General features: G+C 63.1%; 25 protein-coding genes. 8 read left to right on the plus strand and 17 right to left on the minus strand.

All coding sequences use genetic code 11. The features are described from left to right. Positions 1-89: 89 nt before the first annotated feature. From ACZCWR_RS14035 to ACZCWR_RS14075, 9 genes are all read right to left on the minus strand, one after another. On the minus strand, positions 90-542 hold the full coding sequence (locus tag ACZCWR_RS14035; protein ID WP_487301341.1) for a protein YgfX: 453 nt from the start codon (positions 540-542) through the stop codon (positions 90-92). A gap of 22 nt (positions 543-564) precedes the next feature. After that, the gene (fabF, locus tag ACZCWR_RS14040) at positions 565-1,803 is read right to left on the minus strand and encodes a beta-ketoacyl-ACP synthase II (RefSeq protein WP_487301342.1); all 1,239 of its coding nucleotides are present in this window, start codon (positions 1,801-1,803) and stop codon (positions 565-567) included. A 155-nt stretch (positions 1,804-1,958) separates the two neighbouring features. Continuing rightward, entirely contained in the window at positions 1,959-2,198 is a 240-nt protein-coding gene (gene acpP, locus ACZCWR_RS14045; protein WP_004197638.1) for an acyl carrier protein, read from the minus strand. A 249-nt stretch (positions 2,199-2,447) separates the two neighbouring features. Continuing rightward, on the minus strand, positions 2,448-3,188 hold the full coding sequence (fabG, locus tag ACZCWR_RS14050) for a 3-oxoacyl-ACP reductase FabG (protein WP_487301343.1): 741 nt from the start codon (positions 3,186-3,188) through the stop codon (positions 2,448-2,450). Between the two features lie 10 nt (positions 3,189-3,198). Next, a complete protein-coding gene (gene fabD, locus ACZCWR_RS14055; RefSeq protein WP_487301344.1) occupies positions 3,199-4,131 on the minus strand; it encodes an ACP S-malonyltransferase in 933 nt (310 codons plus the stop codon). Between the two features lie 143 nt (positions 4,132-4,274). Continuing rightward, positions 4,275-5,264: a beta-ketoacyl-ACP synthase III gene (locus ACZCWR_RS14060; protein WP_487301345.1), complete on the minus strand. Its 990-nt coding sequence runs from the start codon at positions 5,262-5,264 to the stop codon at positions 4,275-4,277. After that, on the minus strand, positions 5,264-6,367 hold the full coding sequence (gene plsX / locus ACZCWR_RS14065) for a phosphate acyltransferase PlsX (RefSeq protein WP_487301346.1): 1,104 nt from the start codon (positions 6,365-6,367) through the stop codon (positions 5,264-5,266). Before plsX ends, ACZCWR_RS14060 begins: the two co-directional genes overlap by 1 nt. Positions 6,368-6,503: 136 nt before the next feature. Further along, the gene (rpmF, locus tag ACZCWR_RS14070) at positions 6,504-6,683 is read right to left on the minus strand and encodes a 50S ribosomal protein L32 (RefSeq protein ID WP_066485423.1); all 180 of its coding nucleotides are present in this window, start codon (positions 6,681-6,683) and stop codon (positions 6,504-6,506) included. 128 nt (positions 6,684-6,811) lie between these two features. Continuing rightward, positions 6,812-7,435, minus strand: coding sequence for a DUF177 domain-containing protein (locus tag ACZCWR_RS14075; RefSeq protein WP_487301347.1), 624 nt, complete (start codon positions 7,433-7,435; stop codon positions 6,812-6,814). 305 nt (positions 7,436-7,740) lie between these two features. Between ACZCWR_RS14075 and ACZCWR_RS14080 the strand changes: the two genes are divergently transcribed. Together ACZCWR_RS14080 and ACZCWR_RS14085 are read left to right on the plus strand one after the other, a co-directional pair. Then, entirely contained in the window at positions 7,741-8,364 is a 624-nt protein-coding gene (locus ACZCWR_RS14080; RefSeq protein ID WP_487301348.1) for a Maf-like protein, read from the plus strand. After that, positions 8,361-9,080 (plus strand): SAM-dependent methyltransferase, encoded by a 720-nt coding sequence (locus tag ACZCWR_RS14085; RefSeq protein WP_487301349.1) that lies wholly within the window; start codon positions 8,361-8,363, stop codon positions 9,078-9,080. Before ACZCWR_RS14080 ends, ACZCWR_RS14085 begins: the two co-directional genes overlap by 4 nt. Before the next feature lie 7 nt (positions 9,081-9,087). Here the strand turns inward: ACZCWR_RS14085 and ACZCWR_RS14090 are convergent, their stop codons facing one another. Genes ACZCWR_RS14090 through rluC form a run of 4 tightly spaced genes read right to left on the minus strand, consistent with a single transcriptional unit; the run spans position 9,088 to position 12,166 of the window. Further along, positions 9,088-10,080, minus strand: a complete 993-nt coding sequence (locus ACZCWR_RS14090; protein WP_487301350.1) for a S49 family peptidase — start codon at positions 10,078-10,080, stop codon at positions 9,088-9,090. Between the two features lie 26 nt (positions 10,081-10,106). After that, a complete protein-coding gene (locus tag ACZCWR_RS14095; protein WP_487301351.1) occupies positions 10,107-10,490 on the minus strand; it encodes a Rieske (2Fe-2S) protein in 384 nt (127 codons plus the stop codon). Then, positions 10,487-11,146 carry an HAD-IA family hydrolase gene (locus tag ACZCWR_RS14100; RefSeq protein ID WP_487301352.1) on the minus strand — a complete coding sequence of 220 codons (660 nt, stop codon included), beginning with the start codon at positions 11,144-11,146 and terminating at the stop codon, positions 10,487-10,489. Before ACZCWR_RS14100 ends, ACZCWR_RS14095 begins: the two co-directional genes overlap by 4 nt. Then, positions 11,147-12,166, minus strand: coding sequence for a 23S rRNA pseudouridine(955/2504/2580) synthase RluC (gene rluC / locus ACZCWR_RS14105; RefSeq protein WP_487301353.1), 1,020 nt, complete (start codon positions 12,164-12,166; stop codon positions 11,147-11,149). An 897-nt stretch (positions 12,167-13,063) separates the two neighbouring features. Here rluC and ACZCWR_RS14110 point away from each other — a divergent pair. The 6 genes from ACZCWR_RS14110 to ACZCWR_RS14135 all read left to right on the plus strand — a co-directional run bounded on the left by ACZCWR_RS14110 (position 13,064) and on the right by ACZCWR_RS14135 (position 20,483). Beyond that, on the plus strand, positions 13,064-16,267 hold the full coding sequence (locus ACZCWR_RS14110) for an Rne/Rng family ribonuclease (RefSeq protein WP_487301354.1): 3,204 nt from the start codon (positions 13,064-13,066) through the stop codon (positions 16,265-16,267). 237 nt (positions 16,268-16,504) lie between these two features. Continuing rightward, on the plus strand, positions 16,505-17,611 hold the full coding sequence (moaA, locus tag ACZCWR_RS14115; RefSeq protein ID WP_487301355.1) for a GTP 3',8-cyclase MoaA: 1,107 nt from the start codon (positions 16,505-16,507) through the stop codon (positions 17,609-17,611). Positions 17,612-17,677: 66 nt separating this feature from the next. Next, positions 17,678-18,232: a molybdenum cofactor guanylyltransferase MobA gene (gene mobA, locus ACZCWR_RS14120; RefSeq protein ID WP_487303330.1), complete on the plus strand. Its 555-nt coding sequence runs from the start codon at positions 17,678-17,680 to the stop codon at positions 18,230-18,232. Positions 18,233-18,352: 120 nt separating this feature from the next. Further along, positions 18,353-19,663 carry a molybdopterin molybdotransferase MoeA gene (gene moeA, locus ACZCWR_RS14125; RefSeq protein ID WP_487301356.1) on the plus strand — a complete coding sequence of 437 codons (1,311 nt, stop codon included), beginning with the start codon at positions 18,353-18,355 and terminating at the stop codon, positions 19,661-19,663. Positions 19,664-19,731: 68 nt separating this feature from the next. Continuing rightward, positions 19,732-20,007, plus strand: coding sequence for a hypothetical protein (locus ACZCWR_RS14130; protein ID WP_487301357.1), 276 nt, complete (start codon positions 19,732-19,734; stop codon positions 20,005-20,007). Beyond that, positions 20,004-20,483, plus strand: a complete 480-nt coding sequence (locus ACZCWR_RS14135; RefSeq protein WP_487301358.1) for an N-acetyltransferase family protein — start codon at positions 20,004-20,006, stop codon at positions 20,481-20,483. Before ACZCWR_RS14130 ends, ACZCWR_RS14135 begins: the two co-directional genes overlap by 4 nt. Positions 20,484-20,487: 4 nt before the next feature. Here ACZCWR_RS14135 and ACZCWR_RS14140 read toward each other — a convergent pair whose 3' ends face one another. The 4 genes from ACZCWR_RS14140 to pncB all read right to left on the minus strand — a co-directional run bounded on the left by ACZCWR_RS14140 (position 20,488) and on the right by pncB (position 25,592). Further along, positions 20,488-21,939 (minus strand): DNA recombination protein RmuC, encoded by a 1,452-nt coding sequence (locus ACZCWR_RS14140; protein WP_487301359.1) that lies wholly within the window; start codon positions 21,937-21,939, stop codon positions 20,488-20,490. Beyond that, on the minus strand, positions 21,936-22,916 hold the full coding sequence (locus ACZCWR_RS14145) for a 2-hydroxyacid dehydrogenase (protein ID WP_487301360.1): 981 nt from the start codon (positions 22,914-22,916) through the stop codon (positions 21,936-21,938). The genes ACZCWR_RS14140 and ACZCWR_RS14145 overlap by 4 nt, the downstream gene beginning before the upstream one ends. 9 nt (positions 22,917-22,925) lie before the next feature. Continuing rightward, complete coding sequence (locus tag ACZCWR_RS14150) at positions 22,926-24,278, minus strand: sodium:proton antiporter (protein ID WP_487301361.1); 1,353 nt, start codon at positions 24,276-24,278, stop codon at positions 22,926-22,928. Positions 24,279-24,401: 123 nt separating this feature from the next. Then, positions 24,402-25,592: a nicotinate phosphoribosyltransferase gene (pncB, locus tag ACZCWR_RS14155; RefSeq protein WP_487301362.1), complete on the minus strand. Its 1,191-nt coding sequence runs from the start codon at positions 25,590-25,592 to the stop codon at positions 24,402-24,404. Positions 25,593-25,803 lie beyond the last annotated feature (211 nt).

The raw sequence follows: 25,803 nt of genomic DNA on the forward strand, positions 1-25,803 counted from the left end.
AAGTCCGTTTGGCTTGGGCTGTTCGCGGACGGGTATTGTAACGTCCACGCCTCGGCGTTATCCCGGATGCTTATCTGCGGTTACAGTCTTTACAGGTAAGCGCTGGCGGCGCGGCGGGCGCTCACGGCAAGCTGGCGGAAGGTGTCGGGATCGATGGCGTCGGCGGGAATCAGCAGGGTTTGCGGCCTGCTTCGGCCATCAGATAGCGACAACGCGAGCAGCCATCCGCTCCATTGCGCGCAGCCGACGATGCGCCACGCACGTTCCTGACCGGCGCGATTCCACGTGGTAAGCGTATCGGCGAAATGGGAAATGGCGACCGGTTGCCTGCGCGCCCAGACACGCGCGGCCAGCCCAAGCGTGGCGATGGCGACGAGCGCGGCGACCACGCCATGAACACCGCCAACCGTGCGAAACACCGCCGCACCCGCAATCCCAATGAACGCCAGCAACGATACCCAAAGAAAACGCGACGGCCGCATCGCGACACGCTGTTCACGATGCGGCCGTTCCACGCGTGCGCCCGTCAACCCTGTTTCCATTCGACGAGCGCCCCGTGTTGGCTCAGTGGCGCTTGAAAACCAGTGAGCCGTTCGTTCCGCCGAAGCCGAACGAATTTTTTACCGCGACGTCGATCTTCATTTCCCGCGCAGTATTCGCGCAGTAATCCAGGTCGCACTTCGGGTCCTGATTGAAGATGTTGATGGTCGGCGGCGACACCTGATTGTGGATCGCGAGCACGGTGAAGACCGATTCCAGTCCGCCCGCGCCGCCCAGCAAATGGCCGGTCATCGACTTCGTGGAGTTCACGACCGCTTGCTTTGCCGCATCGCCCAGCGCGCGCCGGATGCCGATCGTTTCCGCGATATCGCCCAACGGCGTGGAGGTGCCGTGCGCGTTCACATAGTTCACCTGATCCGCGTTGACCCGCGCGTTCTTCAGCGCGTTGACCATGGCGCGGCGGCCGCCGTCGCCATCTTCGGGCGGCGCGGTCATGTGGTACGCGTCGCCGCTCATGCCGTAGCCGAGCACTTCGGCGTAAATCTTCGCGCCGCGCTTCTTCGCATGTTCGTACTCTTCGAGCACCATCACGCCCGCGCCTTCGCCGAGCACGAAACCATCGCGATCGGTGTCCCACGGACGGCTGGCCGTTGCGGGATCGTCATTACGCTGCGAGAGCGCGCGCGCCGCCGCGAAACCGCCGATGCCCAGCGGCGAAACGGTCGCTTCCGCGCCGCCCGCGATCATCACGTCGGCATCGCCATACTCGATCAGACGCGAACCTTCGCCGATGCAATGCAGACCCGTGGTGCAGGCCGTGACCATCGACAGGTTCGGACCTTTGAAGCCGAAGCGAATGGACAGATGCCCCGAGATCATGTTGATGATCGAGGCCGGCACGAAGAACGGCGAAATGCGGCGCGGGCCGCGATTGAGCAGTTCGGTCTGCGTGACTTCGATCATCGGCAAGCCGCCGATGCCCGAGCCAACCACCACGCCCACGCGCTCGGCGTTTTCCTCGGTGATTTCGAGGCCGCTGTCCTGCATGGCCTGCACGCCGGCCGCGAACCCGTAATGGATGAAGGTATCCATATGGCGCGCTTCCTTGGCGGGCATGTACTCCTCGATGTTGAAGCCCTTCACTTCCCCCGCGAAACGCGTGGAGAAGTTCGTGGCGTCGAACTTCGTGATGTTGGCGATGCCCGACTTGCCCGCCACCAGATTGGCCCAGCCGTCGGCAACGGTATTGCCGACAGGCGAAACGAGCCCAAGGCCTGTAACAACAACTCGACGACGGCTCACGGTAACCCCTTATCCATAGAATGACGAAAAACAAAAGCCACAGCGGCCACAGGAAACCGCCCTGTGTGCCCTGTGGCTGTTATATCGGTCTCTGCAGCGACGGCCTGTCAAGCTCGTGGAGCCGGTAAGGCGTTGAGTCGCTGACGCGTCCGGCCTCAGGCCTTGACGTTGGCGCGAGCGTAGTCGATTGCTTGCTGAACCGTGGTGATCTTCTCGGCTTCTTCATCGGGGATTTCCATGCCGAATTCGTCTTCGAGCGCCATCACCAGTTCGACGGTATCGAGCGAGTCAGCGCCCAGATCGTTCACGAACGATGCTTCGTTCTTGATTTCGGCTTCCGCCACGCCCAGTTGTTCGGCGACGATCTTCTTCACGCGCTGTTCGATGTTGTCCATGCAGCCCTCCGAGGGGAAAAAAGTTCAAAAATACGAGTGCGCGCATTTTATCAGGTTTGGACCCGCAAAATACGGCGCGTCAGTTCCATGCTCTACCGTCCGGTGCGCTTCATCAAGAGGGCTGCCGGGGCTTCGCATGCATTCTTCACTGTCGCGCTGCGAGCCGTGCGCGCCATGCCGTTCGAGCATTTTGCGCGCCCGTCCCGGCGCGGATATTAAGCGAAATTCGGCGAAATGCCTATCGCGCCATTACATGTACATGCCGCCGTTCACGTGCAGCGTCGTGCCGGTGATGTATCCGGCGAACGGCGAAGCCAGGAACGCCACCGCATGCGCGATATCTTCCGGCGCGCCGAGCCGCCCGAGCGGAATCTGCGCGGTCAGCGCGGTGCGCTGTTCTTCGGGCAGCACCTTGGTCATGTCCGTATCGATGAAACCCGGCGCGATGCAGTTCACCGTGATGCCCCGGCTGCCGATCTCGCGGGCGAGCGCGCGCGTCATGCCCGCCACGCCGGCCTTCGCCGCCGCGTAGTTCGCCTGACCGGGATTGCCCGACGAGCCGACCACCGACGTGATATTGATGATGCGCCCGCCGCGCGCCTTCATCATCGGGCGCAGCACCGCGCGCGACAGACGAAATACGGCGCGAAGGTTGGTATCGATAACTGCATCGAACTCGTCGTCCTTCATGCGCATGGCAAGCTGATCTTTCGTGATGCCCGCGTTGTTCACGAGAATGTTCAGTCCGCCGAACTCTTTGATGGTCGCGTCGATGAACGCGTCGGCGGCGGCTGCGTCGTTGACGTTGAGCACCGCGCCGCGCCCTTTCGCGCCCGCCTGCTGCAACGCCTCGCTGATGCCCGCCGCGCCGCTTTCGCTGGTCGCCGTGCCGATGACCGTCGCGCCCTGCTTCGCGAGTTCGAGCGCGATCGCGCGTCCGATTCCGCGCGATGCGCCCGTGACGATCGCCACCTGATTGTCGAGATTCATGTCGTGTTCCTCAGCCAGCGATCAGTTTGCGCGCTTCTTCGAGCGATGCCGGATCGAAGATCGAAGCACCGACGAGATTGCCGTCGATGCGCTTGGTCAGTCCCGCGAGCACCTTGCCCGGACCGCATTCGACGATATGCGTCACGCCTTGCGCGGCCATCGCCTGCACGCATTCGACCCAACGCACCGGACCGGCGGCCTGACGCACGAGCGCATCTTTGATCGCGGCAGGCTCGGAAACCGTGGCGACATCGATGTTATTGATCAGCGGAATTTTCGGCGTCTGGATTTCGACCTTCGCGAGATAGTCGCGCAACTGATCCGAAGCCGGTTTCAACAGCGATGAATGAAACGGCGCGGACACCGGCAACGGCAGCGCGCGTTTCGCGCCCTTCGCCTTGGCCACTTCGCACGCCTTCTCGACCGCCGCCTTGCTGCCCGCGATGACCACTTGCGCCGGTGCATTGAAGTTCACCGCTTCGACCACGCCCGCCGACGAGGCTTCCGCGCAGACCGCGCGCACCGTGTCGTCATCGAGGCCGAGAATGGCGGCCATGCCGCCCACGCCGACCGGCACCGCGTTTTGCATGGCCTGCGCGCGAAAGCGCACGAGCGGCACGGCATCGGAAAAAGCCAGCGCGCCAGCGGCCACCAGCGCCGTGTATTCGCCAAGGCTATGACCGGCGACCAGCGCGGGCTTGAGGCCCGTTTCCTGTTCCCACACGCGGTAGATCGCATACGCCGCAGTCAGCATGACCGGCTGCGTGTTGGTCGTGAGATTCAGTTCTTCGGCCGGACCCTCGGCGATCAGCTTGCCGAGATCCTGACCGAGCGCGTCGGACGCCTGTTGCAGCGTGTCGCGCACGATGGCGTGATCGGCGAACGCGTTCAGCATGCCGATCGATTGCGAGCCCTGGCCCGGAAAAACGAACGCAAATTTCATATCGTCCTCGTTGAATTGGAATGATCCGCGCGGTCTTCGGTGTCTGCCTGCTGACCGCGCGCGCAAGTGCTGCGCGCGGCGACTGCCTTGAAGACGGGATCAGTTACGAATGGATGGAGGGATCTGAGTTTGATCGACGGAGATCAGTAGCGAATGACCGATGCGCCCCACGTGAAGCCGCCGCCCACGCCTTCGATCAGAATGTTTTGACCGCGCTGGATTCGGCCATCGCGCACGGCGACATCGAACGCGAGCGGAATCGACGCCGCCGACGTGTTGCCGTGCTCGCCGACCGTCACGACCATGCGCTCCTGCGGCAAGCCGAGCTTGCGGCACGTGCTCTGCATGATGCGAATATTGGCCTGATGCGGAATGAGCCAGTCGATGTCCTGCGCCGACAACTGCGCACGATCCAATGCCTCGATGGCGACCTTCTCCAGCACGTTGACCGCGAGCTTGAAGACGGCCTGACCGTCCATGTGCAGGAACGCGCTGCCGCTCACGACACCGCCGTTCACATTGCCCGGCGTGCAGAGAATGTTCGAATAGCTGCCGTCCGCGTGCAGCGCGCTCGACAACACGCCGGGTTCATCGGATGCCTGGAGAATCACCGCGCCCGCGCCATCACCGAACAGCACGCAGGTCGTGCGATCCTTGAAATCGAGAATGCGCGAGAACGTCTCCGCGCCGACGACCAGCGCCGTGCGATTCATGCCGCTGCGAATGAAACTATCCGCCGTCGCCACCGCATAAGCGAAACCGGAACACACGGCCTGCACGTCGAACGCCGCGCCGTTATTCTTGATGCCGAGCTTGTTCTGCAACAGACACGCCGTGCTCGGAAACACGAAGTCCGGCGTGGAGGTCGCCACGATGATGAGATCGATGCTCTGCGGATCGATGCCCGCCGCCTCGATGGCCCGGTTCGATGCGACCAGCGCGAGATCGCTCGTGGTCTGATCGGGCGAAGCGAAGTGCCGTGCGTGAATGCCGGTGCGCGCGACGATCCATTCGTCGCTCGTCTCGACACCTTGTTGCGCGAGACGATCCGCCAATGCCTGATTCGTGACACGCTCGGAGGGCAGGTAACTGCCGGTGCCGAGCACGCGAGCGTAAAGATTGGATTGAGCCATTATGCCTTCGAGTGTAGCGCGGGATCGGCGCCCGGCGGATTCTGCGAAGCCGGTGCTGCGTCGGGTGAAGGCGTGCCCACGCCGGCTGCGCGTGCCGGAAGCGTGTTTTCTTCCATCGCGCGCACCAGGCGTTCGAGCACGCCATTTTTGACGGCATCATACCCGCGTTTGATAGCCCACTCAAACCCGAAGGCCTCGGCAGACCCGTGACTTTTGATGACGAGGTGACGCAATCCGAGCAAGGCCGCGCCGTTGTACTGCGCCGGATCGACGCGCTTCTTGAAGCGCTTGAGCACGGGCATGGCAACCAGCGCCATCAGCTTGCTTGGCAGCGAGCGGCTGAACTCTTCCTTGATGATGTCCGCGAGCATCTTCGCGAGCCCTTCGGACGTCTTCAGCGCGACATTGCCGACGAAGCCATCGCACACCACCACATCCGTCGTGCCTTTATAGATGTCGTTGCCTTCCACGTTGCCGTAGAAGTTGAGCGTGCTCGCGCGCAGCAGTTCGCCCGCGCGCTTGATGGTTTCATTACCCTTGATGACTTCCTCGCCGATATTGAGCAGCCCGATGGTCGGACGCTCACGCCCTTCGATGGCGGACACGAGCGCGTGTCCCATCTCGGCGAATTGCAGCAGATGTTCGGGTTCGCAATCGACGTTGGCGCCCAGATCGAGCACCGTGGTGTAGCCCTTCTGGCTCGGCATGGCGAAGGCGATCGCCGGCCGCTCGATGCCCGCGAGCGTCTTGAGCACATAGCGCGATACCGCCATGAGCGCGCCGGTGTTGCCCGCCGAGATACAGGTCTGCGCCTGCCCCTCTTTCACGAGATTGAGCGCGACGCGCATCGACGAATCTTTCTTCTTGCGCAGCGCGACTTCGACCGGATCGTCCATCGTGACGATTTCAGTCGCGGCGACAACGGTCAGACGCGGTTCGTCCGACGCCCGGCACTTTTTGAGTTGCGCGCGAATGGTCTGTTCGATGCCGACAAGCATCAGATGCGCATCGGGATGCGCGCGCACGAAATTGACGGCAGCGGGCACGGTCACGGCCGGACCGTGGTCGCCTCCCATGCAGTCAATGGTTATCTTTACGGTCATGGAAAGCGACGAATTTCAGGCACAAAAAAGCGGCAGTGAAATGCCGCCTTCTTGTCGTACCGGGAAAGTGTCAAAAGCGTGCCAGTCGCGGCCAACCGCGAAACGGTGACGCGCAGGCAGGCCAAGCGTAAAACGCTTAGTCGTTCTTCGTCTTGACGACTTTCTTGCCACGGTAGTAGCCGTTCGGGCTCACATGGTGACGCAGATGCACTTCACCCGTGCTCGGCTCGACGGCCAGCGGCGAGGTCGTGAGGAAGTCGTGGGAACGATGCATGCCGCGCTTGGACGGCGACTTCTTGTTTTGCTGAACTGCCATGATTACTCCAGAAAAATTTTGCGAATTCTAACACAGCCCGATTCGCCGACGCCCCTTGGACCGCATGGGCGCCGGGTTGGTCGAGTGCGCATCGCGCTACCTTTTTGTTGCGTGCTGCCAAATCTCGTTCAGTGCTTCTTGTCGTCCGGGCCGGGCGGCTTGAGCTTTCCCAGCACCGCGAAGGGGTTCGGCTTGCCGCCATCGCCCTCTTCTTCTCCCGCTTCGGCTTCGGCATCGTCGCTGGCCGGGAGCAGGCTTTCGTGCACCTCGGGGCAGACGTTGTGCTTCGGCACGAGCGGCAGGGACAACAACAATTCTTCTTCGATCAGGTCGACGAGATCAAACTGGCGCGAGCCTACGATCACATCCACCTCATCGTCGTCGAGCGGAAACTCGTTTGCTTCTTCCTCCGTCGCCACGATCCGATAGGTTGCATCGACATCGAGATGTTGCGAATACGGCTGAAGACAGCGCTGACACGTGAGCCACACCGAACCGTGCACCGCGAGACGCAGATACGGCTGCGGTGCTTCCGTGCCGTTGTCCTGCAATTCCGGTTGGGTCGAGCCTTCGCCCTGCCAGGTAAAGACGGTGTCGCGGTCTGGCGCGTCCGCCGGCACTTCGGCTAACATGCGCGGCATCTGCGAGAGATGCAGCGCGCCGGCAGCCTGCCTGCCCCGCTCGGCGAAATCGTACAGGTCGAGCGAGCGCGGATCGGCCGGACTCGCAGGTTTGCCAGGATTTTGAGTCATGTGCGCTCCTGCATGGCCTTCATGGTTCGTGCTTTCGGTGACGGACTGATTTATTCAGTATGCGCCGCGATGCTTTCCATGGGCAGACGTGGCTTGCCCGGATTTGCATGGCGCCGGCAATCGTGCTGTAACACCGTTGCCGTCCTTCACCGCTTCATCGAGCGCAACGTTCAACAACGAACTTGCATACCGATGAAAAGCCCAAAATCATATCGGCTTTATTCTTTCGAGTCAAATACTTAAACTCGCGGTATCGGTACATAAGACTCGCCTCGTTTTTTCATCCTATTTTTGCTGATTTCGTCATGTTCGAAGTGTCTTCTGCGCCGCCTGTTCTGGTTCTGGCGTCAAGTTCTCCGTATCGCCGTGAGTTGCTGGGACGGCTGCGCGTGCCGTTCGAAACCGTATCGCCTGATATTGATGAAGCACCGCTCCCAGACGAAACGCCCGAGCAGACCGCGCTCAGGCTGTCGGTTGCCAAGGCGCGCGCCGCTGCCAGCCGCCTTTCGCGCCCCGAAGGCGTGCTCGTGATCGGCTCCGATCAGGTCGCGACTTTCGATGGCAACCAAATCGGCAAGCCCGGCACGCACGAGAACGCCGTCGCCCAACTTCGCGCGATGCGCGCACGCACCGTCGAATTCCACAGCGCGCTTTGCCTGCTCGACAGCCGCACGGACCACGTTCAGTCCGCCGATATCGTGACTCGCGTGCGCTTTCGCAACTATTCCGACGCGGGGATCGAACACTATCTGCGCGCGGAAACGCCGTACGACTGCGCGGGCAGCGCGAAAGCAGAGGGATTGGGCATCGCGCTGCTGGAAGGCATCGAATCGGACGATCCGACCGCGCTGATCGGCCTGCCGCTGATCGCGTTGAGCGCGATGCTGCGCGCCGCCCGCTTCCCTATTCTCGGCGAGGAAACAGCATGAGCGGCGTCCTCTATCTGATCCCGAACACGCTCGGCGATGGCGACGCCGCTGCGCTCGCAAGCGTGCTGCCCGAACCGGTGCGCGCGCAGGCGGCGGCGCTGGCGTACTACATCGGCGAAAACGCGAAGACCACGCGCGCGTTCCTGAAGAAAGTCGGCACCACGCGGCCGATTCAGGAAATCGACGTGCGCGAGTTGAACGTGAACACGCCGCCAGGGGAAATCGACCGGCTGCTGGCACCCGTGCTCGCGGGCACGGACGCGGGTCTCGTGTCGGAGGCCGGTTGTCCCGCCGTGGCCGATCCGGGCGCGCTGCTGGTGCGTCGTGCGCATGAGCGCGGCGTGAAAGTGGTGCCGTTCGTCGGACCGAGTTCGATCCTGCTCGCGCTGATGGCCTCCGGCATGAATGGCCAGAGCTTCGCGTTCAACGGCTATTTGCCCGTCGGTGCCGCCGAGCGCGGCAAGCGCCTGCGCGAACTCGAACAACTGTCGCGCAAGGCCAATCAGACGCAGATTTTCATCGAAACGCCGTATCGCAACCGCGCGATGCTCGACACGCTGGTGGCGACATGCGCGCCTTCGACGCTGATCTGCGTCGCAGTGGATCTCACGCTGCCGGGCGAAACCGTCGTCACGCGCACGGTGTCGAACTGGAAAAAAGCGGATGCGCCGGACCTGCACAAGCGTCCGGCCATCTTTCTGCTGCTCGCGTCTTAATCAACAATCAACGCAGATGCACCTTGTCGCCGAGCGTGAGCGCACGCACGGCGGCATCCCCGATCGACGCACCGAAGCGCTTCACCACGCGCTCGCTGATGCTCTCCTTCTGCGTGTAATCGACGATATCCGGCTGCTTGATGATCTCGCGCGCCACGTAATTCGCGTCGCCGAAACCATCCGCGAGACCCAGATCGACGGATTTCGCGCCGGTCCAGAACATGCCGGAGAACATTTCCGGATCGTCCTTCAGACGCTTGCCGCGCCCTTGTTTCACCGCGTCGATGAACTGCGCGTGAATCTGGTCGAGCATGTCCTGCGCGTGCGCGGTCATCTGCGGCGTTTCGGGCGAGAACGGATCGAACGCGCCCTTGTTGTCGCCGGAAATATGCATGCGGCGCTGAATGCCGAGCTTGTCCATCAAACCGGTGAAGCCGAAGCTGTCCATCAGCACGCCGATCGACCCGACGATGCTCGCCTTGTCGACGTAAATCTTGTCCGCCGCCGCCGCGACGTAATAACCGCCCGACGCGCACATGTCATCCACCACCACGTACAGCGGCGTTTTCGGATACTTCGCGCGCAGCCGGCGAATCTCGCCATACATGATGCCCGCCTGCACCGGACTGCCGCCCGGACTGTTGATGCGCAGGATCACGCCCGCCGTTGCGTCATCTTCGAACGCGGATTGCAGCGCGCCGTCGATGTTGTCGGCGCTGGCATCGCCATTGGCCGAAATCTCGCCTTGCAGATCGATGAGCGCGGTATGTTTCGCGCCCTTCGCCACGCGGTCGCCGCCCGCGTAATTGAAGATGCCGAACGCGACCAGCGCAATCACGCCGAGAAACACGAAGCGGAAGAAGATGCGCCAGCGCCGCGCCGCGCGCTGCTCGCGAATGGCGGCCAGCGCAATGCGTTCGAGCGCCGCGCGCTCCCAGTTTGCGTCGCCGGTCGCGGGCGGACGGGAATCGGACCGGTCGGGCGGAAAGTTGTCGGACATGCGTGATGGGTATCGTAAAAAAGGAATCAGCGATGAAGCGCGTCGTCCGGCAGCCAGAAGACCGCGCGGCCCTCCGGCGTGTCGCGCTCCTCGACGGCGACCGCGCGCAGGCGTGCGCCCCGGCACGGCCCGCCGACGCACTTGCCGGTGTCGGGCTCGTAAATCGCGCCATGCGTGGCGCACATCAAGTATAGGCCCGAGCTTTCGAAGAACTGCCCTTCGACCCAGTCGAGTTCCATCGGCACATGCGCGCAGCGGTTGAGGTAGCCGTACGGTTTGCCGTCATAGCGCACGAAGAAGACGACCGCTTCGCCGCCCGCATCCGCCGCGCCGACACGCACGCCCGCGCCGCCATCCACCAGTTCGTCCGATGCGCACACGCGCACGGCGTCCGTCGCCGGATCGCTCATGCGTGCTCCCGCAGCCAGCCCGCCAGCGATTCGACGGAATCCGCGCAAAACTGCGGTTCGAGCGCCTTCAGCGAGTCGAGCGGATGCGCGCCGTAGCCCACGCCCACGCCCGCCGCGCCCGCGTTGATCGCCATTTGCAGGTCGTGCGTGGTGTCGCCGATCATCAGCGTGCGCGACAGGTCCTGGCCGAGTTCGCGCGTGAGTTCAAGCAGCATGGCGGGATTGGGCTTGGAGAAGGTTTCATCGGCGCAGCGCGTGCCGTCGAAGGCGCTCATGAGCCGCACTTCGTCCAGCGCGCGATTCAGCCCGACGCGGCTCTTGCCCGTCGCCACGGCGAGAAAATAACCTTCGCCGCGCAATTCCCGAAGGAGTTCGCGCACGCCATCGAACAATTCGGTTTTCTGGCCCATTGTCAGGAAATGGAAGCGATAACGTTCCGCCAGACGCGGGTAATCGGACGGGTCGAGCGTGGGCGCGCAGATTTGCAGCGCATCCTTCAACCCCAGCCCGATGACGAAGCTCGCCGACGAATCCGCCGGCACCGGCAAGCCCAGATCGCGGCAAGCCGACTGGATACTGCGTGTAATGTGGGCGGTCGAATCCATCAGCGTGCCGTCCCAGTCGAAAACGATCAGATCGAACTGCCTCCGTGCCATTTAGCTTGTCTCTCTTTGATTATGGTTTTCGCTGGCCTGCCGTAATTGCTCGATGGCGCGCCGGCATTCCGCAGGCAGCGGTGCTTCAAGTTGCAGCGGTTCACCCGTCGCCGGATGCGTAATTTTTAAGCGATAAGCGTGCAAAAACATGCGTTTGAGCGATGGTTTCGCGTTCGGCCGCGCCAGTTCCTTGTTCAACGCGAAGTCGCCGTACTTGGCATCGCCCGCAATCGGCAAGCCAATGCTCGCCATGTGAACGCGAATCTGGTGCGTGCGCCCGGTCTTCAGTTCCGCTTCGAGCCACGCGTAATCGTCCCATTGCTCGATCAGATTGAAGACCGTGTGCGACGGCAAGCCGTTTTCCTGAATGCGCACGCGCCGCTCGCCGTCCGCCGCGACGTACTTGTGAAGCGGTGCCTTGACCACGCGCCGTCGTCCCCAATCGGACTGCCACTCGCCGTAGCCGAGCGCGTAATAGCGCTTGTCGATGCGGTTCTCGCGAATCTGCTCGTGCAAATTGACGAGCGCCGCGCGCTTCTTGGCGAGCATCAACACGCCCGACGTCTCGCGGTCCAACCGATGCACGAGCTCAAGAAATTTCGCATGCGGCCGCGCATTCCGAAGCTGTTCGATGACACCGAACGCCACGCCGCTGCCACCATGCACCGCGACCCCCGAAGGTTTGTCGATCACGATCAGGTGATCGTCCTCGAAAAGAATCGGAAATTCGGCGGCGGGCGCGTTGGACGACACCGGCGTTTCGTCATGCTGCGCCACGCGGATGGGCGGCACGCGCACGAGATCGCCCTGCTCCAGACGGTAGGCGGCATCGATCCGCCCTTTGTTGACGCGCACTTCACCGCTGCGGAGAATCCGGTAAATGTGGCTTTTGGGCACACCCTTACAGACGCGCAGCAAAAAGTTGTCGATGCGCTGTCCGGCAGCGGTCTCGTCGATCTCGATCAACGACACCTGCTCGCTCGCGACCTGTTTATGGGATGTTTTGCCTAACTCATTCATTCTGAATATAATTTGCGAGCAGCCTGAAAAGGTCGGAGTCGGTGACTGGTTAAAAACCGGGTCGCGACCGGGATTGGTCAGACTGTAACGGCGCAAGCGATAAACCATCATTTTACTTGCGCACAGGGTCGGTTGCTCACCCGGAAGATCGAGCAACAAGTTGCACGCACGGCGATATCACCGGCAGGGACGGAGCCCACAGGCGCGTTCGGTCGTGTCGATCGCCGACGGTAACGGATTTTTGGTCAAAAAGAATTTTATCGGTGAGCGATGACGACATCCGGATCGTAATCGGATGTCAGCCGGATCGGCCCAGCCAGCATGCGGGCGACCCGGCCCACCACTCGCCGGTGGCGAATAATCGACGACGCACCCGCTGCTGCGCTGTTTGCTGCGAAGCGCGAGAACGTCGCATAGAGGCGAGACACGGTCGAGCCGCCGGGACAGGAAAACCCGCGGTGACATCGGCGCGGCAAGGCAAGGAAACACAGCAGGCCGAACGGAAAGCGCGAGCAATGGCGCGCGTCCGCCCAGGCTTGACTGTCGCCCTGCCGCCGTTTGGAGGGTTTTGGCTTTTGTAAGAGCGCTGCGGTTTCGGCGCGTCTATTTTGAGACGCGCGAGATCCCGGCGCCGCCGTTCATCCTCGGCCGCGCGGCCCATCGCGTCGGCGCCTCTCGATTATCCGCCCGTGCCCCTTGGCGCGGCCGCCCTTCAACACGTCGGCGGCCCGCGCTTGCTTTCGGCAATTCTCCCGCCAGAAGTCCCGCTCCAGCGTGCTTTGTGACAACACACAAAAAGCGTGGCACGCCCGCCCTCTTGCTTCGCGCGCATGACGTTCGCATCACCTGCGCCGATTCGCCCGACGAGGACCCGCGGAGCCACTCTGGAGCCGTTTCATGAAACGCATGCTGTTTAACGCGACGCAGCAAGAAGAATTGCGCGTCGCCATCGTCGATGGGCAGAAGCTCATCGATATCGACATCGAAACCGCCGGGCGCGAACAGCGCAAAGGCAACATCTACAAGGGAGTCGTTACCCGCATCGAGCCGTCGCTCGAAGCCTGCTTCGTCAACTACGGCGAGGATCGCCACGGCTTTCTGCCGTTCAAGGAAGTCGCCCGCCAGTATTTCCGCGATGGCGTCGAAATGCGCTCCGCGCGCATTCAGGACGCGCTGCGCGAAGGCCAGGAACTGATCGTTCAGGTCGAAAAGGAAGAACGCGGCAACAAGGGCGCGGCCCTCACCACGTTCATTTCGCTGGCCGGACGGTATCTCGTCCTGATGCCGAACAACCCGCGCGGCGGCGGCGTGTCGCGCCGGATCGAAGGCGACGAGCGGCAGGAACTGCGCGAAACCATGGCGCAGCTCGAATTGCCGGAAGGCATGAGCATCATCGCGCGCACGGCGGGGATCGGCCGGTCGGCCGAGGAATTGCAGTGGGATCTGAACTATCTCATGCAGCTTTGGCGCGCGATCGAAGCGGCGTCGCAGAGCGGCGTGGCCGGTCAGCCCATGCTGATCTATCTCGAATCGAGCCTCGTCATCCGCGCGATTCGTGACTATTTCCAGCCGGACATCGGCGAAATTCTGATCGATACGACCGAAATCCATGACCAGGCGCGCGCCTTCATGGATATCGTGATGCCCGATAACGTCTCGAAGGTGAAGCGTTATCACGACGACGTGCCGCTGTTCTCGCGCTTCCAGATCGAGCATCAGATCGAAACGGCGTACTCGCGCACGGTGCCGCTGCCGTCCGGCGGCGCGATCGTGATCGACCACACCGAGGCGCTGGTCGCCATCGACGTGAACTCGGCGCGTGCCACCAAGGGCGCGGATATCGAGGAAACCGCCACGCGCACCAATCTCGAAGCCGCCGACGAAGTCGCGCGCCAGCTTCGTCTGCGCGATCTGGGCGGGCTGATCGTGATCGATTTCATCGACATGGAATCGGCCAAGAGCCAGCGCGAAGTCGAACAACGCCTGAAAGATGCGCTCAAGCACGATCGTGCGCGCGTGCAAATGGGCAAGATTTCGCGCTTCGGCCTGATGGAATTGTCGCGTCAACGGCTGCGTCCGGCGCTGTCGGAAGGCAGCCATGTGACGTGCCCGCGTTGCAACGGCACGGGTCATATTCGCGATACCGAATCGTCCGCGCTGCAAGTGCTGCGGATCATTCAGGAAGAAGCGATGAAGGAAAACACCGCGGCGATCCATTGCCAGGTGCCGGTCGAGGTGACTGCCTTCTTGCTGAACGAAAAGCGCTCGGAAATCAACAAGATCGAGTCGCGCTTCAAGGTCAACGTGGTGTTGATCCCGAACAAGCATCTGGAGACGCCGCACTACAAGCTGGAACGTCTGCGTCACGACGATGCCCGTCTGGACGATCCGCGCGCCTCGTGGAAGATGGCCGTGGAAGCCGCGACCGAGCTGGAGTCGGAAACGGGCTACAGCAAGCGGTCCGAGGAAGTGAAGCCGAAGCAGGAAGCGGCGGTCAAGGGCATCACGCCCGAGAAGCCCGCGCCGAGCGCGCCGGTTAAAGCCGCGCCGGTCGAAGCGCCGGTTGCTGCCACGCCGGTGCCGGCGAGCGGCGGGTTCATCGCGTGGATCAAGAATCTGTTCGGCATTCAGCCCGAGGTGAAAGCGCCGGCGCCTGCGCCGGTCGAAGCGCAGCCGGTGCAGAAGCCGCAGCGCGAGCGCACCGAACGTAGCGGCGGTGACCGTAACCGTAACCGTCGCAGCGGCGCGAATCGCGATGGCGCGGCGGTGGGTGGCGCGGGCGCGAATGGGGCGTCGGGTCGTCAGGGGCAAGGTGGGCGTCGTGAGGAGCGCGAACCGCGTCCGGCGCGGGAAGGACGTGAAGGCCGCGAAGGCCGTGAGTTGCGCGAAGTCCGCGAGCCGCGTGAGAACCGCGAACCGCGCGAGGCACGTGAGCCGCGTGAAACTCGCGAGCCGCGTGAGTCACGTGAAGCACGCGAGCCGCGCGAACGCGTGGCGCGCACGGAAGGATCGGAGCGTCCGGAACGCGGGGAACGCGCCGAGCGTCAGGAACGCCGCGAGCGTCCCGAGCGCACAGAACGCGGCGAGCGCCGCAAGCCGCAGCCGGAAGCCGCCGTCGAAGCACTGACGCAAGGCGAAACCGTGGCGTCGGAAATCGTCGAAACGTCGCAGGTCAGTTTGGATGTCGCCGGTCAGCCGGGTTTGGATGCGCAGGCCGAACAAGCAGCGCGTGAGGGTGAGGAGCGTCGTCGTCGTCGCCGTGGCCGCCGTGGTGGTCGCCGTGAGCGCGAAGAAGACGGCATGACGGTGAATCACGCTGCCGATGTGGCGGAGGCCGATGGCTCGGAAAGCGTGTCCGCGCAAGCCGGTGTGTTCGATACCGAAGCCGCGCAGGAAGCCGCTGCTCGCCGCGAACCGCGTCATGAACCGACGCCGCAGCCGGTGGTCGAGCAGGTCGAAGCGCGTACGCAGGAAGCAGCGCCTGCGCCTCAGCCTGAGCCGACGCGGGCAGAGCCGGAGATTCACACGCCTGAACAAGCGCCTGAATTCTTCGCGAAGCCGTCCGGCACGCCGTCGATCGACAATCCGTTCGGACCGGAGCCGAAGGTTGCCGAAGCCAAACCCGCCGACCCGTTCGTGCAGGTGGAGTCGGAAGCGCCTAAAGCTGTGGAAGCGCCGAAACCGGTCGAAGTAGCGCCGCCGGAATCGGTCGAAGCCACGCCCGCCGAGCCGGTGAAGGTCGCCGCCGTCGCGCCGACGCCTGAGGCTACTGCGGTAGAACCGGTCGTCGTAGTGTCTGCTGCCGAAGTGGTTGAGACGGAGCCGGTCAAGACGTTCGAACCTGCCCCGCAAGCGGTTCAAGCTCCGGCCCCGGCTCCGGCCCCGCGCCCCGCTACGCCGATGTCCACGGAAGCCCTCAAGCCGATGCTGGAAAGCGCCGGTCTGGTCTGGGTCAACACGGACAGCGACAAGCTGCGCGAAGCCGCTGCGTCAGCGGCCAGCGAAGCAACGCCGGCCCGCGTTCCGCGCGAACGCCGCGCGCTGCCGCCTGCCGACACCACGCCGATGCAGCAAGTGGAAACCGGCAAAAGCACTCTCTGACCGGTGAAGCAACCCGGCCTTCGTGGCCGGGCGAACGCAAAAGTAGTGAAAACGCCATCGACCCACATCGATGGCGTTTTTGTTTTCACGGCTCAAGTGCCTGAAAAATCAGTGAAAAGCCTGAGGCCGGGCATCAGTTCGCGCGATGCCCTCATGCACGCGGCATCCGCTAGAATGAACATCTCGCCCCTATTCCAACAAGGCCCGACCGGCCGCACCGGAAAACCAGAAGCCACCATGTCCCGACGCGTCATTCCACTTGCCGACATCAGCGCGATTCCGGATTTCTCCGGCGTGGCGGCGTCGCCATCGGGATGGCTCACGGACACGCTCGCGCGTCCGTTGCGCGACCTGCGCGTGTCGGTCACGGATCGCTGCAACTTCCGCTGCGTCTACTGCATGCCGCGCGAAGTGTTCGACAAGGACTACCGCTTTTTGCCGCACGCGGCGCTGCTCTCCTTCGAGGAAATCGAACGGCTGGCGCGCGTGTTCGTCGCGCATGGCGTGGAGAAAATCCGGCTCACGGGCGGCGAGCCGCTGCTGCGCAAGAACATCGAATTCCTGATCGAACGGCTCGCGTTGTTGCGCACGCCGGAAGGACGCCCGCTCGATCTCACGCTCACTACCAACGGTTCGCTGCTGGCGCGCAAGGCTCGCGCGCTGAAAGACGCCGGTCTGTCGCGCGTCACGGTGAGCCTCGATGCGCTCGACGACGCCCTGTTCCGCCGCATGAACGACGCGGATTTCGCTGTCGGCGACGTGCTTCAGGGCATTGAAACCGCGCAGGCCGTGGGTTTGTCTCCGCTGAAAGTGAACATGGTCGTCAAGCGCGGCACGAACGATCACGAAATCGTGCCGATGGCGCGTCACTTCAAGGGCAGCGGCGCGGTGCTGCGCTTCATCGAATACATGGATGTGGGCGCATCCAACGGCTGGAACATGAGCGAAGTGTTGCCGTCGTCGCAGGTGATCGACCGTATCGGCGAGCACTTTTCGCTCGCACCGCTCGATGCGCATTCCGCCGCCGAGACCGCGCAACGCTGGGGATACCTCGATGGCAGCGGCGAAATCGGCGTCATTTCGAGTGTGACGCGCGCGTTTTGCGGCGATTGCACGCGCGCGCGTTTGTCGACCGAAGGCAAGCTGTATCTCTGCCTGTTCGCGAGTTCGGGCCACGATCTGCGCGCGTTGATCCGCAATGGCGCAAGCGATGAAGAGGTCGCCACCGCCGTCGCCCGCATCTGGCAGGCGCGCGGCGATCGCTATTCGCAACTGCGCGGCAGCGCGTCGGCGACGGAGCCGGACGAAGGGCGTCGCGTCGAGATGTCGTACATCGGCGGCTGACGCTTGGCCTCGGCTCCGCTTTCCGACGTCACCGGTCTGCTGCTGGCAGGCGGACGCGGGTCACGCATGGGCGGTGTCGACAAGGGCATGCAACCGTTTCGCGGCGAACCGCTCGCGCTTCATGTCTTGCGCCGGCTCGCACCGCAAACAAGCGCGTTGCTCATCAGCGCAAACCGCAGCGCCGATGCTTACGCAAAACTCGCCGCGCCCTTCGATGCACAAGTCATCGCGGATACCCACGCCGACTATCCCGGCCCGCTCGCCGGTCTCGCGACCGCGCTGCACACCGCGCGCACCGAGTTCGTCCTGTGCGCGCCATGCGATGCCCCGTTTCTCGATCCACACCTCGGCGCGACGCTCATGCACGCGTTGCACTCAGCCGATGCAAACATCGCCTATGCAGCGACCGTCGCACCCGACGGCGCGCGCACCGTGCATCCGGTTTTCGCGCTCGTGCGCACATCGCTCGCCGATGATCTCGATGCCTGGCTCGATGCCGGTGAACGCAAGGTACGCGCGTGGTACGCGCGCCACAACGCGGTGGAAGTGGCATTTCACCAAGAGCGTGCGTTTTACAATATCAATGATTTGTATCAGTTGGCGGAACTGGAACGCGAATAGCAACGCGGGCTGTTCGGCGAGTTCGCCGCTCATGCAAGAAAGCACAGAAGTACGAAACGGATTTTCTTCGTGCGGCCCATGCGCCGCGCCTTCCGGTCCGGCCGCGACCCGCTCCCATTCATGACCACGCTCAGGCCATTTTCCGATTGCGTCACGCAGTACGATCCGAACGCGCTGCCCGTCGAGGCCGCGCAGGAAATCGTGCGTCAGTGGGCGTTGCCGCGCTCGGCTGAGCGTGATGCACGCATCGAGCACGTCAACCTGTTCGATGCACTGGGCCGCGTGCTGGCTGAAGACGTGGTATCGCCCATCGACGTGCCCGCCTTCGACAACTCCGCGATGGACGGTTACGCATTTTCCGGCGCGGCGCTCGCGGATAACGGCGCGACGCTCGATCTGCATGTCGCGGGAACGGCATTCGCGGGCCGTCCGTTCAGCGCGACGGCGCGCGCGGATCAATGCGTGCGCATCATGACCGGCGCGCTCATGCCGTCCGGTTTCGACACGGTCGTGCCACAGGAACTCGTCACGCGCGATGGCGACGCCATCCACTTCCCATCGAACGCCGTGCGCGCGGGCCAGAACCGTCGTCTGTCGGGCGAGGATCTCGCGCGCGGCAAGCCGGCGTTGCGTGCGGCGCGCATCGTGCGGGCATCCGATCTTGGCTTGCTGGCATCGCTCGGGATCGCGCAAGTGCCGGTTCATCGCCGGATCGTGGTGGCGTTCTTTTCGACGGGCGACGAACTGCGCTCGGTCGGCGAACCGCTCGCGCCGGGCAGCGTCTACGACAGCAACCGCTACACGCTGTTCGCCATGCTCAAACGTCTGGGCGTGGAAACGATCGATCTCGGCATCGTGCGGGACGATCGCGCATCGCTCGAAAAAGCGCTGCGGCAAGCGACCGAAGCGGCGGATGTCGTGATCTCGTCGGGCGGCGTTTCCGTGGGCGATGCCGACTTCACGCGCGAGTTGATGAACGTGCTCGGCGATGTCGCGTTCTGGAAGATCGCCATGCGCCCGGGCCGTCCTCTCGCCTTCGGGCGCTTGTGGTCCGGTCCGCGCGCAGGCACGGGAAGCTCGGCGCTTTACTTCGGTCTGCCGGGCAATCCGGTCGCGGTCATGGCGACGTTCTACTTCATCGTGCGTGAAGCGCTGCTCGCGATGTCGGGCGCCGAACGCCAACCGGTGGCCGTCATCCGCGCGCAAGCGGAAGTGCCGCTTAAAAAGCGCGCTGGCCGCACGGAATTCCAGCGCGGCATCGCCACGCGCGGCGCAGATGGCATCTGGCACGTCGTCACGACCGGCCCGCAAGGCTCGGGCGTGCTCAGTTCGATGAGCGAAGCGAACTGCTTCATCGTGCTCGAACAGGCGCGCGGCGACATCGAACCCGGCGAAGAAGTCGAGATCGTGCCGTTCGACGGCCTTATCTGACGCCTGTCGCGCGCGGGCATCGCCATCACAATGACTTTATTTTCATCGATAGACGGGGCTTTACTTCCATGAAAAAGCAAATCACATCCATTGCACCGGGACCGACCGCCAAGGCGCTGATCCTCGTGTATCTCACCTTCAGCGTGCCCATCGTGCTGCTCGCCGTGGTGGTCGCGTTCGTGCGATTCGGCTCGGTGGAAGTGAGCACCGTGACGAGCGCGCTGCTGCTCAACGCGATCCTCGGCTTCATTTTGTTGTGGATTGCGTGCCACGCGTACAACTGGGTGGCGTCGCGCTTCGGCGGCATCGAAATCGTCTTGTCCGATGCCGTGGAGGAAGCATGAGCGGCGCGTCGATTCGCCCGGCCACGCCCGCGGATGTCGGCGCGATCTTCGCGCTGATGTTCGAACTCGCCGAATTCGAGAAGCTCACGCACTTGTTCATCGCGACGAAGGAAGGTGTGCACGACGCCCTGTTCGGCGCGCGCCCGTCAGCGGAAGCGATGGTCGCGGAACACGCGGGCGAGATCGTCGGCTATGCGCTGTTCTTCCATAACTTCTCGACCTTTCTCGGCAAGCGCGGTCTATATCTCGAAGACCTCTACGTGCGTCCGTCGATGCGCGGAAGCGGCCTCGGCACCATGATGCTCAAGCATCTCGCCGCGCTCGCGGTGGAACGTCAGTGCGGCCGTTTCGAATGGTCGGTGCTCGACTGGAACCAGAACGCCATCGACTTCTATGAAAAGATGGGCGCGACCGTGCTGCCGGACTGGCGCATCGTTCGCATGACGGGCGACGCGCTCAGTCTTCTCGCGAAGTAAATCATCAAGGCTCGTCGCCCGCTTCTTCCGGCGACGACGCATCTCCCAGCAGGCCGGCCGCCTGCTCTCCCGGCAACGCTTCCACATCGCGCAGACGCTTGTTCATCTGGCGCGTGCGCGTCTGCGCCGCCTCGATGGAACGCGTGACGGTTTCGAGTTGCGTCTTGGTGCGCGCGAGCACTTCGCCGAACTTGCCGAACTCGGTTTTTACCGCACCGAGCACCTGCCAGACCTCGCTCGACCGCTTCTCGATGGCGAGCGTGCGAAAGCCCATCTGCAAGCTGTTGAGCAAGGCGGTGAGCGTGGTCGGACCGGCGATGGTCACGCGATGCTCGCGCTGAAGCGCATCGGTCAAACCGGGACGTCGCAATACTTCGGCATACAAACCTTCTGTCGGCAAAAACAGCAGCGCGAAGTCCGTCGTGTGCGGCGGCGCGACGTATTTCTGCGCGATGGCGCGAGCCTCCGCGCGCAGCCGCCCCTCCAGCGCCCGCGATGCTTCCTCGACCCCCACCGGGTCCGCGCGCTCTTGCGCATCGATCAGGCGTTCGTAGTCCTCGCGCGGAAACTTCGCGTCGATGGGAAGCCAGACTGGCGTAGCGACGTCGCCGGGCATGCCGGGCGTGTCGTGCCTTCCGGGCAGCTTGATGGCGAACTCCACGCGTTCGGCGCTTTTCGGCACGGTCGCGACGTTCTTCGCGTACTGATCCGGCGTAAGCAGTTGTTCAAGCAGCGATTCGAGCTGCACTTCGCCCCATGTGCCGCGCGTCTTGACATTGGTGAGAACCTTCTTCAGATCGCCGACGCCCGCCGCCAGCGTCTGCATCTCACCTAATCCGCGATGCACTTGTTCCAGCCGATCCGAAACGAGTTTGAACGATTCGCCCAGCCGTTGCTCCAGCGTCGCGTGCAGTTTTTCATCGACGGTTCGGCGCATTTCGTCGAGCTTCTGCGCGTTGTTCGCCTCGATGTCCTTCAGCCGCGCTTCGAGCGTCGCGCGCACTTCCGCCAGCCGCCGCTCGTTCGCCTCCGACATCTGCCCGAGATGCAGCGCCATCGAATCGGCGAAGCGCTTGAGCGCGTTGCTCTGATCCTCGCGCGCCTGCTGACTCTGATGCGCAAGCTGCTGCGCCAGCGAATCGAACTGCGCGTTCTGCACGTTGGACGTGCTCGCCAATTGCGTCGCGAGCGTTTGATGAAACTGCGCGAAGCCGCTTTGCGATTCCATCCGCGACACGCGCGCGCTCTCGGCAATATCGCCACGCAAGCCGCGTTCGAGCCGCTCCTGCGTGCGCGCGTGCGCTTCGCCCGTCTCGTGCATGTGGTCGGCGAGCGACGCGAATTCGTCGAGCACTTCCGCGTTCGAACCGCGCCGCAGCGCCATGAACCAACCGATCGACACGACGAGCAGCGCGAGCGCCAGCAGCGCTATCGCGCCGTACAGCCATTCCGTCATTTTTTCAGCACATCCGGGTTGATCGGGTTCGGCGGATTGCCCGCGCGCGGACCTTCGCCAAGACCGGCGATGAGATTGTCCGCGGCGAGATTGGCCATCGCGCGGCGCGTGCTTTCGGTCGCGCTCGCGATATGCGGCGTCAGCACCACGTTATCGAGCACGAGAAAATCGGGATGGAAGTTCGGCTCGCCCTCGAACACGTCGATGCCCGCCGCCGCGATCCGCTGATGGCGCAACGCATCGATCAGCGCTGCATCGTCGACGATTCCGCCGCGCGCGATATTGGTCAGCGTGGCGGTCGGCTTCATCAGCGCCAGTTCGGCCGCGCCGATCGTGTGATGGTTCTCCTTCGTGTACGGCAGCACGAGCACGACGTGATCCGCGCGCTTGAGCAAGTCTTCCTTCGACGCATACTCGGCGTTGAGCTTCGACTCGATCTCCGCCGACACGCGCGAACGGTTGTGATAGATCACGCGCATGTCGAAGCCCATCGCGCGCCGCGCCAGCGCCTGCCCGATCCGCCCCATGCCGATGATGCCGAGCGTCGCGCCATGCACATCGCTGCCGAGGAACGAATCGAACGACCACTTCTGCCACTTGCCCGCGCGCAGGAAATGCTCGGATTCGGTGACGCGCCGCGCCGCCGCCATCATCAGCGCCCAGCCGAAATCGGCGGTGGTTTCGTTCAGCACGTTCGGCGTGTTGGTGCCGAGCACGCCGTGCGCATCGAACGCGTGCATGTCGAAGTTGTTGTAGCCGACCGCCATGTTGGCGACCACTTTCAGGTTCGGCGCGCCCGCGAGTTCTTTTTCGCCGACCATTTCGCCCGCCGTGAACGCGCCGTCCTTGTCCGCGAGGCGCTGCGCGAATTCCGCTTGCGGCAGCACGTCGCCGGGGTTCACATCGACATCGAAATATTGCTTGAGGCGTTCGATCACATCGGGAAACGTGGGACGCGCAACCAGAACTTTCTTCATCGAATGCTCCTAGAAAAATAGCCAGCCCATGACGGCAAAGAGCGGCAGCAACACGACGCCCGACCATGCCATATAGCCGAAGAACCCCGGCATGCGGATGCCGCGCGACTGCGCGATTGCCCTCACCATGAAATTCGGCGCGTTGCCGATATACGTGTTCGCGCCCATGAAGACCGCGCCCGCCGAAATGGCGACGAGCGTGCTGGCGTCCGTGGTCATGAGCGTGTGGGCGTCGCCGCCCGCGAGATTGAAGAAGACGAGGTAGGTCGGCGCGTTGTCGAGGAACGAGGACAAGAGGCCCGTGGCCCAGAAGTAAGCGATGTCGATGGGTTTGCCGTGTGCATCCGTCACCGCATGCACGATGCCGGCGAACGCGCCCGCCTCGCCCGCGCGAAGCATCGCGATGACCGGCGCAATGGTGATGAAGATCGCCGCGAACAGCTTTGCGACTTCGGTAATCGGCGCCCAGTCGAACGCGTTGCCCTTGCGTGCGCCTGGCGGCGTGAGTACGAGCGACGCCAGCAGCACGACGATCAGCAAGACATCGCGCAAGAGGTTTTGCAGCGCGACGTGCGTGCCCATCACATCGAATTCGATGCCGGGTTTCCAAATGCCGCTCATCAGCACCAAGCCGAGAATGAAGGCGAGCAACAGGAAGTTGATCTTGCCTTCGATCGTGACGGGCGCGGGCTTCCTCACGCGTGCGAACCGTTCTTCCTTCGTGCGCCAGTAATGACTATCGAGCGCATAAAACAGCGCGAGCAAAATCACGCAGACGAACAACATGGGCCAAGCGAGATGAATCGTCGTCCAGAAGAAACCGACGCCATTCAGAAAGCCGAGGAACAACGGTGGATCGCCCAACGGCGTGAGCGAGCCGCCCGCGTTAGCCACCAGAAAGATGAAGAACACGACCACATGGACCGCATGCCTGCGCCCTTCGTTTGCCTGCAGCAGCGGACGAATCAGCAGCATAGCCGCGCCCGTCGTGCCCATGATGCTCGCGAGCGCCGTGCCGAGCGAGAGCATCCCCGTATTCAGCCATGCCGACCCGCGCAAATCGCCACGCACGCAAATACCCCCCGCCACCGTATAAAGCGACGCCAGCAACACGATGAACGGTATGTATTCTTCGAGCAGCGCATGAACGAGCACGCCCGATGCCGTGCCGAAACCGAACGCCAATGCAAACGGCACGAGAAACGCAAGCGCCCAAAGCGCCGCGACCTTCCCGTAATGGTGATGCCAGAACCGCCCCGCGATCAGCGGCAACACCGCGATGGACAGCAGCACGCCCGCGAACGGAATGCCCCATGCGGGCGCGAGCGCAGCGCCATCGAGCGAAACCGCCGATGTGGTCATTGTGCCGTCCTATTGAATGCGTGCGTGACGCGGGGTGTCGTGTCGAGAGATGCGTCGAAATTATAGCGAGCGCATATCGAATACGAACCTCGGCCGAATGGCATAAGCCAAAAGCACGCGCGCTCAGTCCTCGCCGACCGGCTGCGGGATGCCGAACACCTGCCGCAGATACGTGAGGTACGCCTTGTCGTCGCACATATTCTTGCCGGGCGAATCCGACAGCTTGGCGACAGGCTGGCCGTTGCATCGAACCATCTTGATGACGATCTGAAGCGGCTGATAACCGAGATCGTTGGTGAGATTAGTGCCGACGCCGAACGCAAGCTGGCAGCGTCCGCGAAAGCGTTCGTACAGTTGCAGTACCTTCGGGATATCGAGCGCATCCGAGAACACGAGCACCTTGGTGCGTGGATCGCAGCGGTTTTCCTCGTAATGGCGGATGAGGCGCTCGCCCCAGTCGAACGGATCGCCGGAATCGTGGCGCGCGCCATCGAAGAGCTTGCAGAAGTACATGTCGAAGTCGCGCAAGAACGCCTTCATGCCGTACACATCCGACAGCGCGATACCCAGATCGCCGCGATATTCCTTCGCCCACATCTCGAAGCCGAAGATCTGCGAATCGCGCAGGCGCGGGCCGAGCGCCTGACACGCCTGCAAGTATTCGTGCGCCATGGTGCCGAGCGGTCGCAGCCCGTGCTTCATCGCGTAATAGACGTTGCTGGTGCCCGCGAACTGTTCGCTCAAACCTTCCTTGAGCCGGAGCACCACTTCCTCGTGCCATTGCCCGGAAAAGCGCCGGCGCGTGCCGTAATCCGCGATCTTGCAGTCGGAATATTCGGGCGGCGTGGCGAGCAGCTTGATCTTTTCGCGCAGGCGCGTGCGGCCGGTTTCGTACTCCGGCACGCGCTGCGTGTTGCGGAAGTACACCTCGTTGACGATCGCGAGCACCGGAATCTCGAAGAGAATCGTGTGCAGCCACGGCCCCTTGATATCGATGTCGATCTCGCCGTTCCCCTTGGCCGACGGCGCGATCCGAATGGACTTCTCGTTCAGGTGAAAGAGCGCGAGGAAGTCGATGAAATCGCTCTTGATGAAGCGCATCTTGCGCAGATAGTCCAGCTCTTCTTCCTTGAAGCGCAGGTTGCAGAGCTGGCGCACTTCGTCGCGAATCTCGTCGATGTACGGCACCAGATCCACGTTCGGCGTGCGGCAGCGGAACTTGTATTCGACGTGCGCCGCCGGGAAGTGATGCAGGACCACCTGCATCATCGTGAATTTGTAGAGGTCGGTATCGAGCAGCGAATTGATGATCATGGTTCTGACTGGAACTTCGACGCAGGGTGACGCGCAGGCTTGTCTCCGGGCCGCGCGCCTTGAACTCATGTTACCCGAATGTGCATCGCGACACGGAACAGGCCGACCCTTTTAAGAATCGCGCATATACATACATCACCAATCGATATAAAGCACGGCCGGGCCGACCCATGTCGGGTTTTACCATTACGCTACAATATGCGCTTTGGCG

It is taken from the genome of Caballeronia sp. A2-2 (assembly GCF_057612605.2).

Bases quoted from the DNA above. Each gene is read 5' to 3' on its own strand.
- ACZCWR_RS14035 (WP_487301341.1), bottom strand. From the start codon at position 542: ATGGAAACAGGGTTGACGGGCGCACGCGTGGAACGGCCGCATCGTGAA.
- acpP (WP_004197638.1), bottom strand. From the start codon at position 2,198: ATGGACAACATCGAACAGCGCGTGAAGAAGATCGTCGCCGAACAACTG.
- fabG (WP_487301343.1), bottom strand. From the start codon at position 3,188: ATGAATCTCGACAATCAGGTGGCGATCGTCACGGGCGCATCGCGCGGA.
- fabD (WP_487301344.1), bottom strand. From the start codon at position 4,131: ATGAAATTTGCGTTCGTTTTTCCGGGCCAGGGCTCGCAATCGATCGGC.
- ACZCWR_RS14060 (WP_487301345.1), bottom strand. From the start codon at position 5,264: ATGGCTCAATCCAATCTTTACGCTCGCGTGCTCGGCACCGGCAGTTAC.
- plsX (WP_487301346.1), bottom strand. From the start codon at position 6,367: ATGACCGTAAAGATAACCATTGACTGCATGGGAGGCGACCACGGTCCG.
- rpmF (WP_066485423.1), bottom strand. From the start codon at position 6,683: ATGGCAGTTCAGCAAAACAAGAAGTCGCCGTCCAAGCGCGGCATGCAT.
- ACZCWR_RS14075 (WP_487301347.1), bottom strand. From the start codon at position 7,435: ATGACTCAAAATCCTGGCAAACCTGCGAGTCCGGCCGATCCGCGCTCG.
- ACZCWR_RS14080 (WP_487301348.1), top strand. From the start codon at position 7,741: ATGTTCGAAGTGTCTTCTGCGCCGCCTGTTCTGGTTCTGGCGTCAAGT.
- ACZCWR_RS14085 (WP_487301349.1), top strand. From the start codon at position 8,361: ATGAGCGGCGTCCTCTATCTGATCCCGAACACGCTCGGCGATGGCGAC.
- ACZCWR_RS14090 (WP_487301350.1), bottom strand. From the start codon at position 10,080: ATGTCCGACAACTTTCCGCCCGACCGGTCCGATTCCCGTCCGCCCGCG.
- ACZCWR_RS14095 (WP_487301351.1), bottom strand. From the start codon at position 10,490: ATGAGCGATCCGGCGACGGACGCCGTGCGCGTGTGCGCATCGGACGAA.
- ACZCWR_RS14100 (WP_487301352.1), bottom strand. From the start codon at position 11,146: ATGGCACGGAGGCAGTTCGATCTGATCGTTTTCGACTGGGACGGCACG.
- rluC (WP_487301353.1), bottom strand. From the start codon at position 12,166: ATGAATGAGTTAGGCAAAACATCCCATAAACAGGTCGCGAGCGAGCAG.
- ACZCWR_RS14110 (WP_487301354.1), top strand. From the start codon at position 13,064: ATGAAACGCATGCTGTTTAACGCGACGCAGCAAGAAGAATTGCGCGTC.
- moaA (WP_487301355.1), top strand. From the start codon at position 16,505: ATGTCCCGACGCGTCATTCCACTTGCCGACATCAGCGCGATTCCGGAT.
- mobA (WP_487303330.1), top strand. From the start codon at position 17,678: ATGGGCGGTGTCGACAAGGGCATGCAACCGTTTCGCGGCGAACCGCTC.
- moeA (WP_487301356.1), top strand. From the start codon at position 18,353: ATGACCACGCTCAGGCCATTTTCCGATTGCGTCACGCAGTACGATCCG.
- ACZCWR_RS14130 (WP_487301357.1), top strand. From the start codon at position 19,732: ATGAAAAAGCAAATCACATCCATTGCACCGGGACCGACCGCCAAGGCG.
- ACZCWR_RS14135 (WP_487301358.1), top strand. From the start codon at position 20,004: ATGAGCGGCGCGTCGATTCGCCCGGCCACGCCCGCGGATGTCGGCGCG.
- ACZCWR_RS14140 (WP_487301359.1), bottom strand. From the start codon at position 21,939: ATGACGGAATGGCTGTACGGCGCGATAGCGCTGCTGGCGCTCGCGCTG.
- ACZCWR_RS14145 (WP_487301360.1), bottom strand. From the start codon at position 22,916: ATGAAGAAAGTTCTGGTTGCGCGTCCCACGTTTCCCGATGTGATCGAA.
- ACZCWR_RS14150 (WP_487301361.1), bottom strand. From the start codon at position 24,278: ATGACCACATCGGCGGTTTCGCTCGATGGCGCTGCGCTCGCGCCCGCA.
- pncB (WP_487301362.1), bottom strand. From the start codon at position 25,592: ATGATCATCAATTCGCTGCTCGATACCGACCTCTACAAATTCACGATG.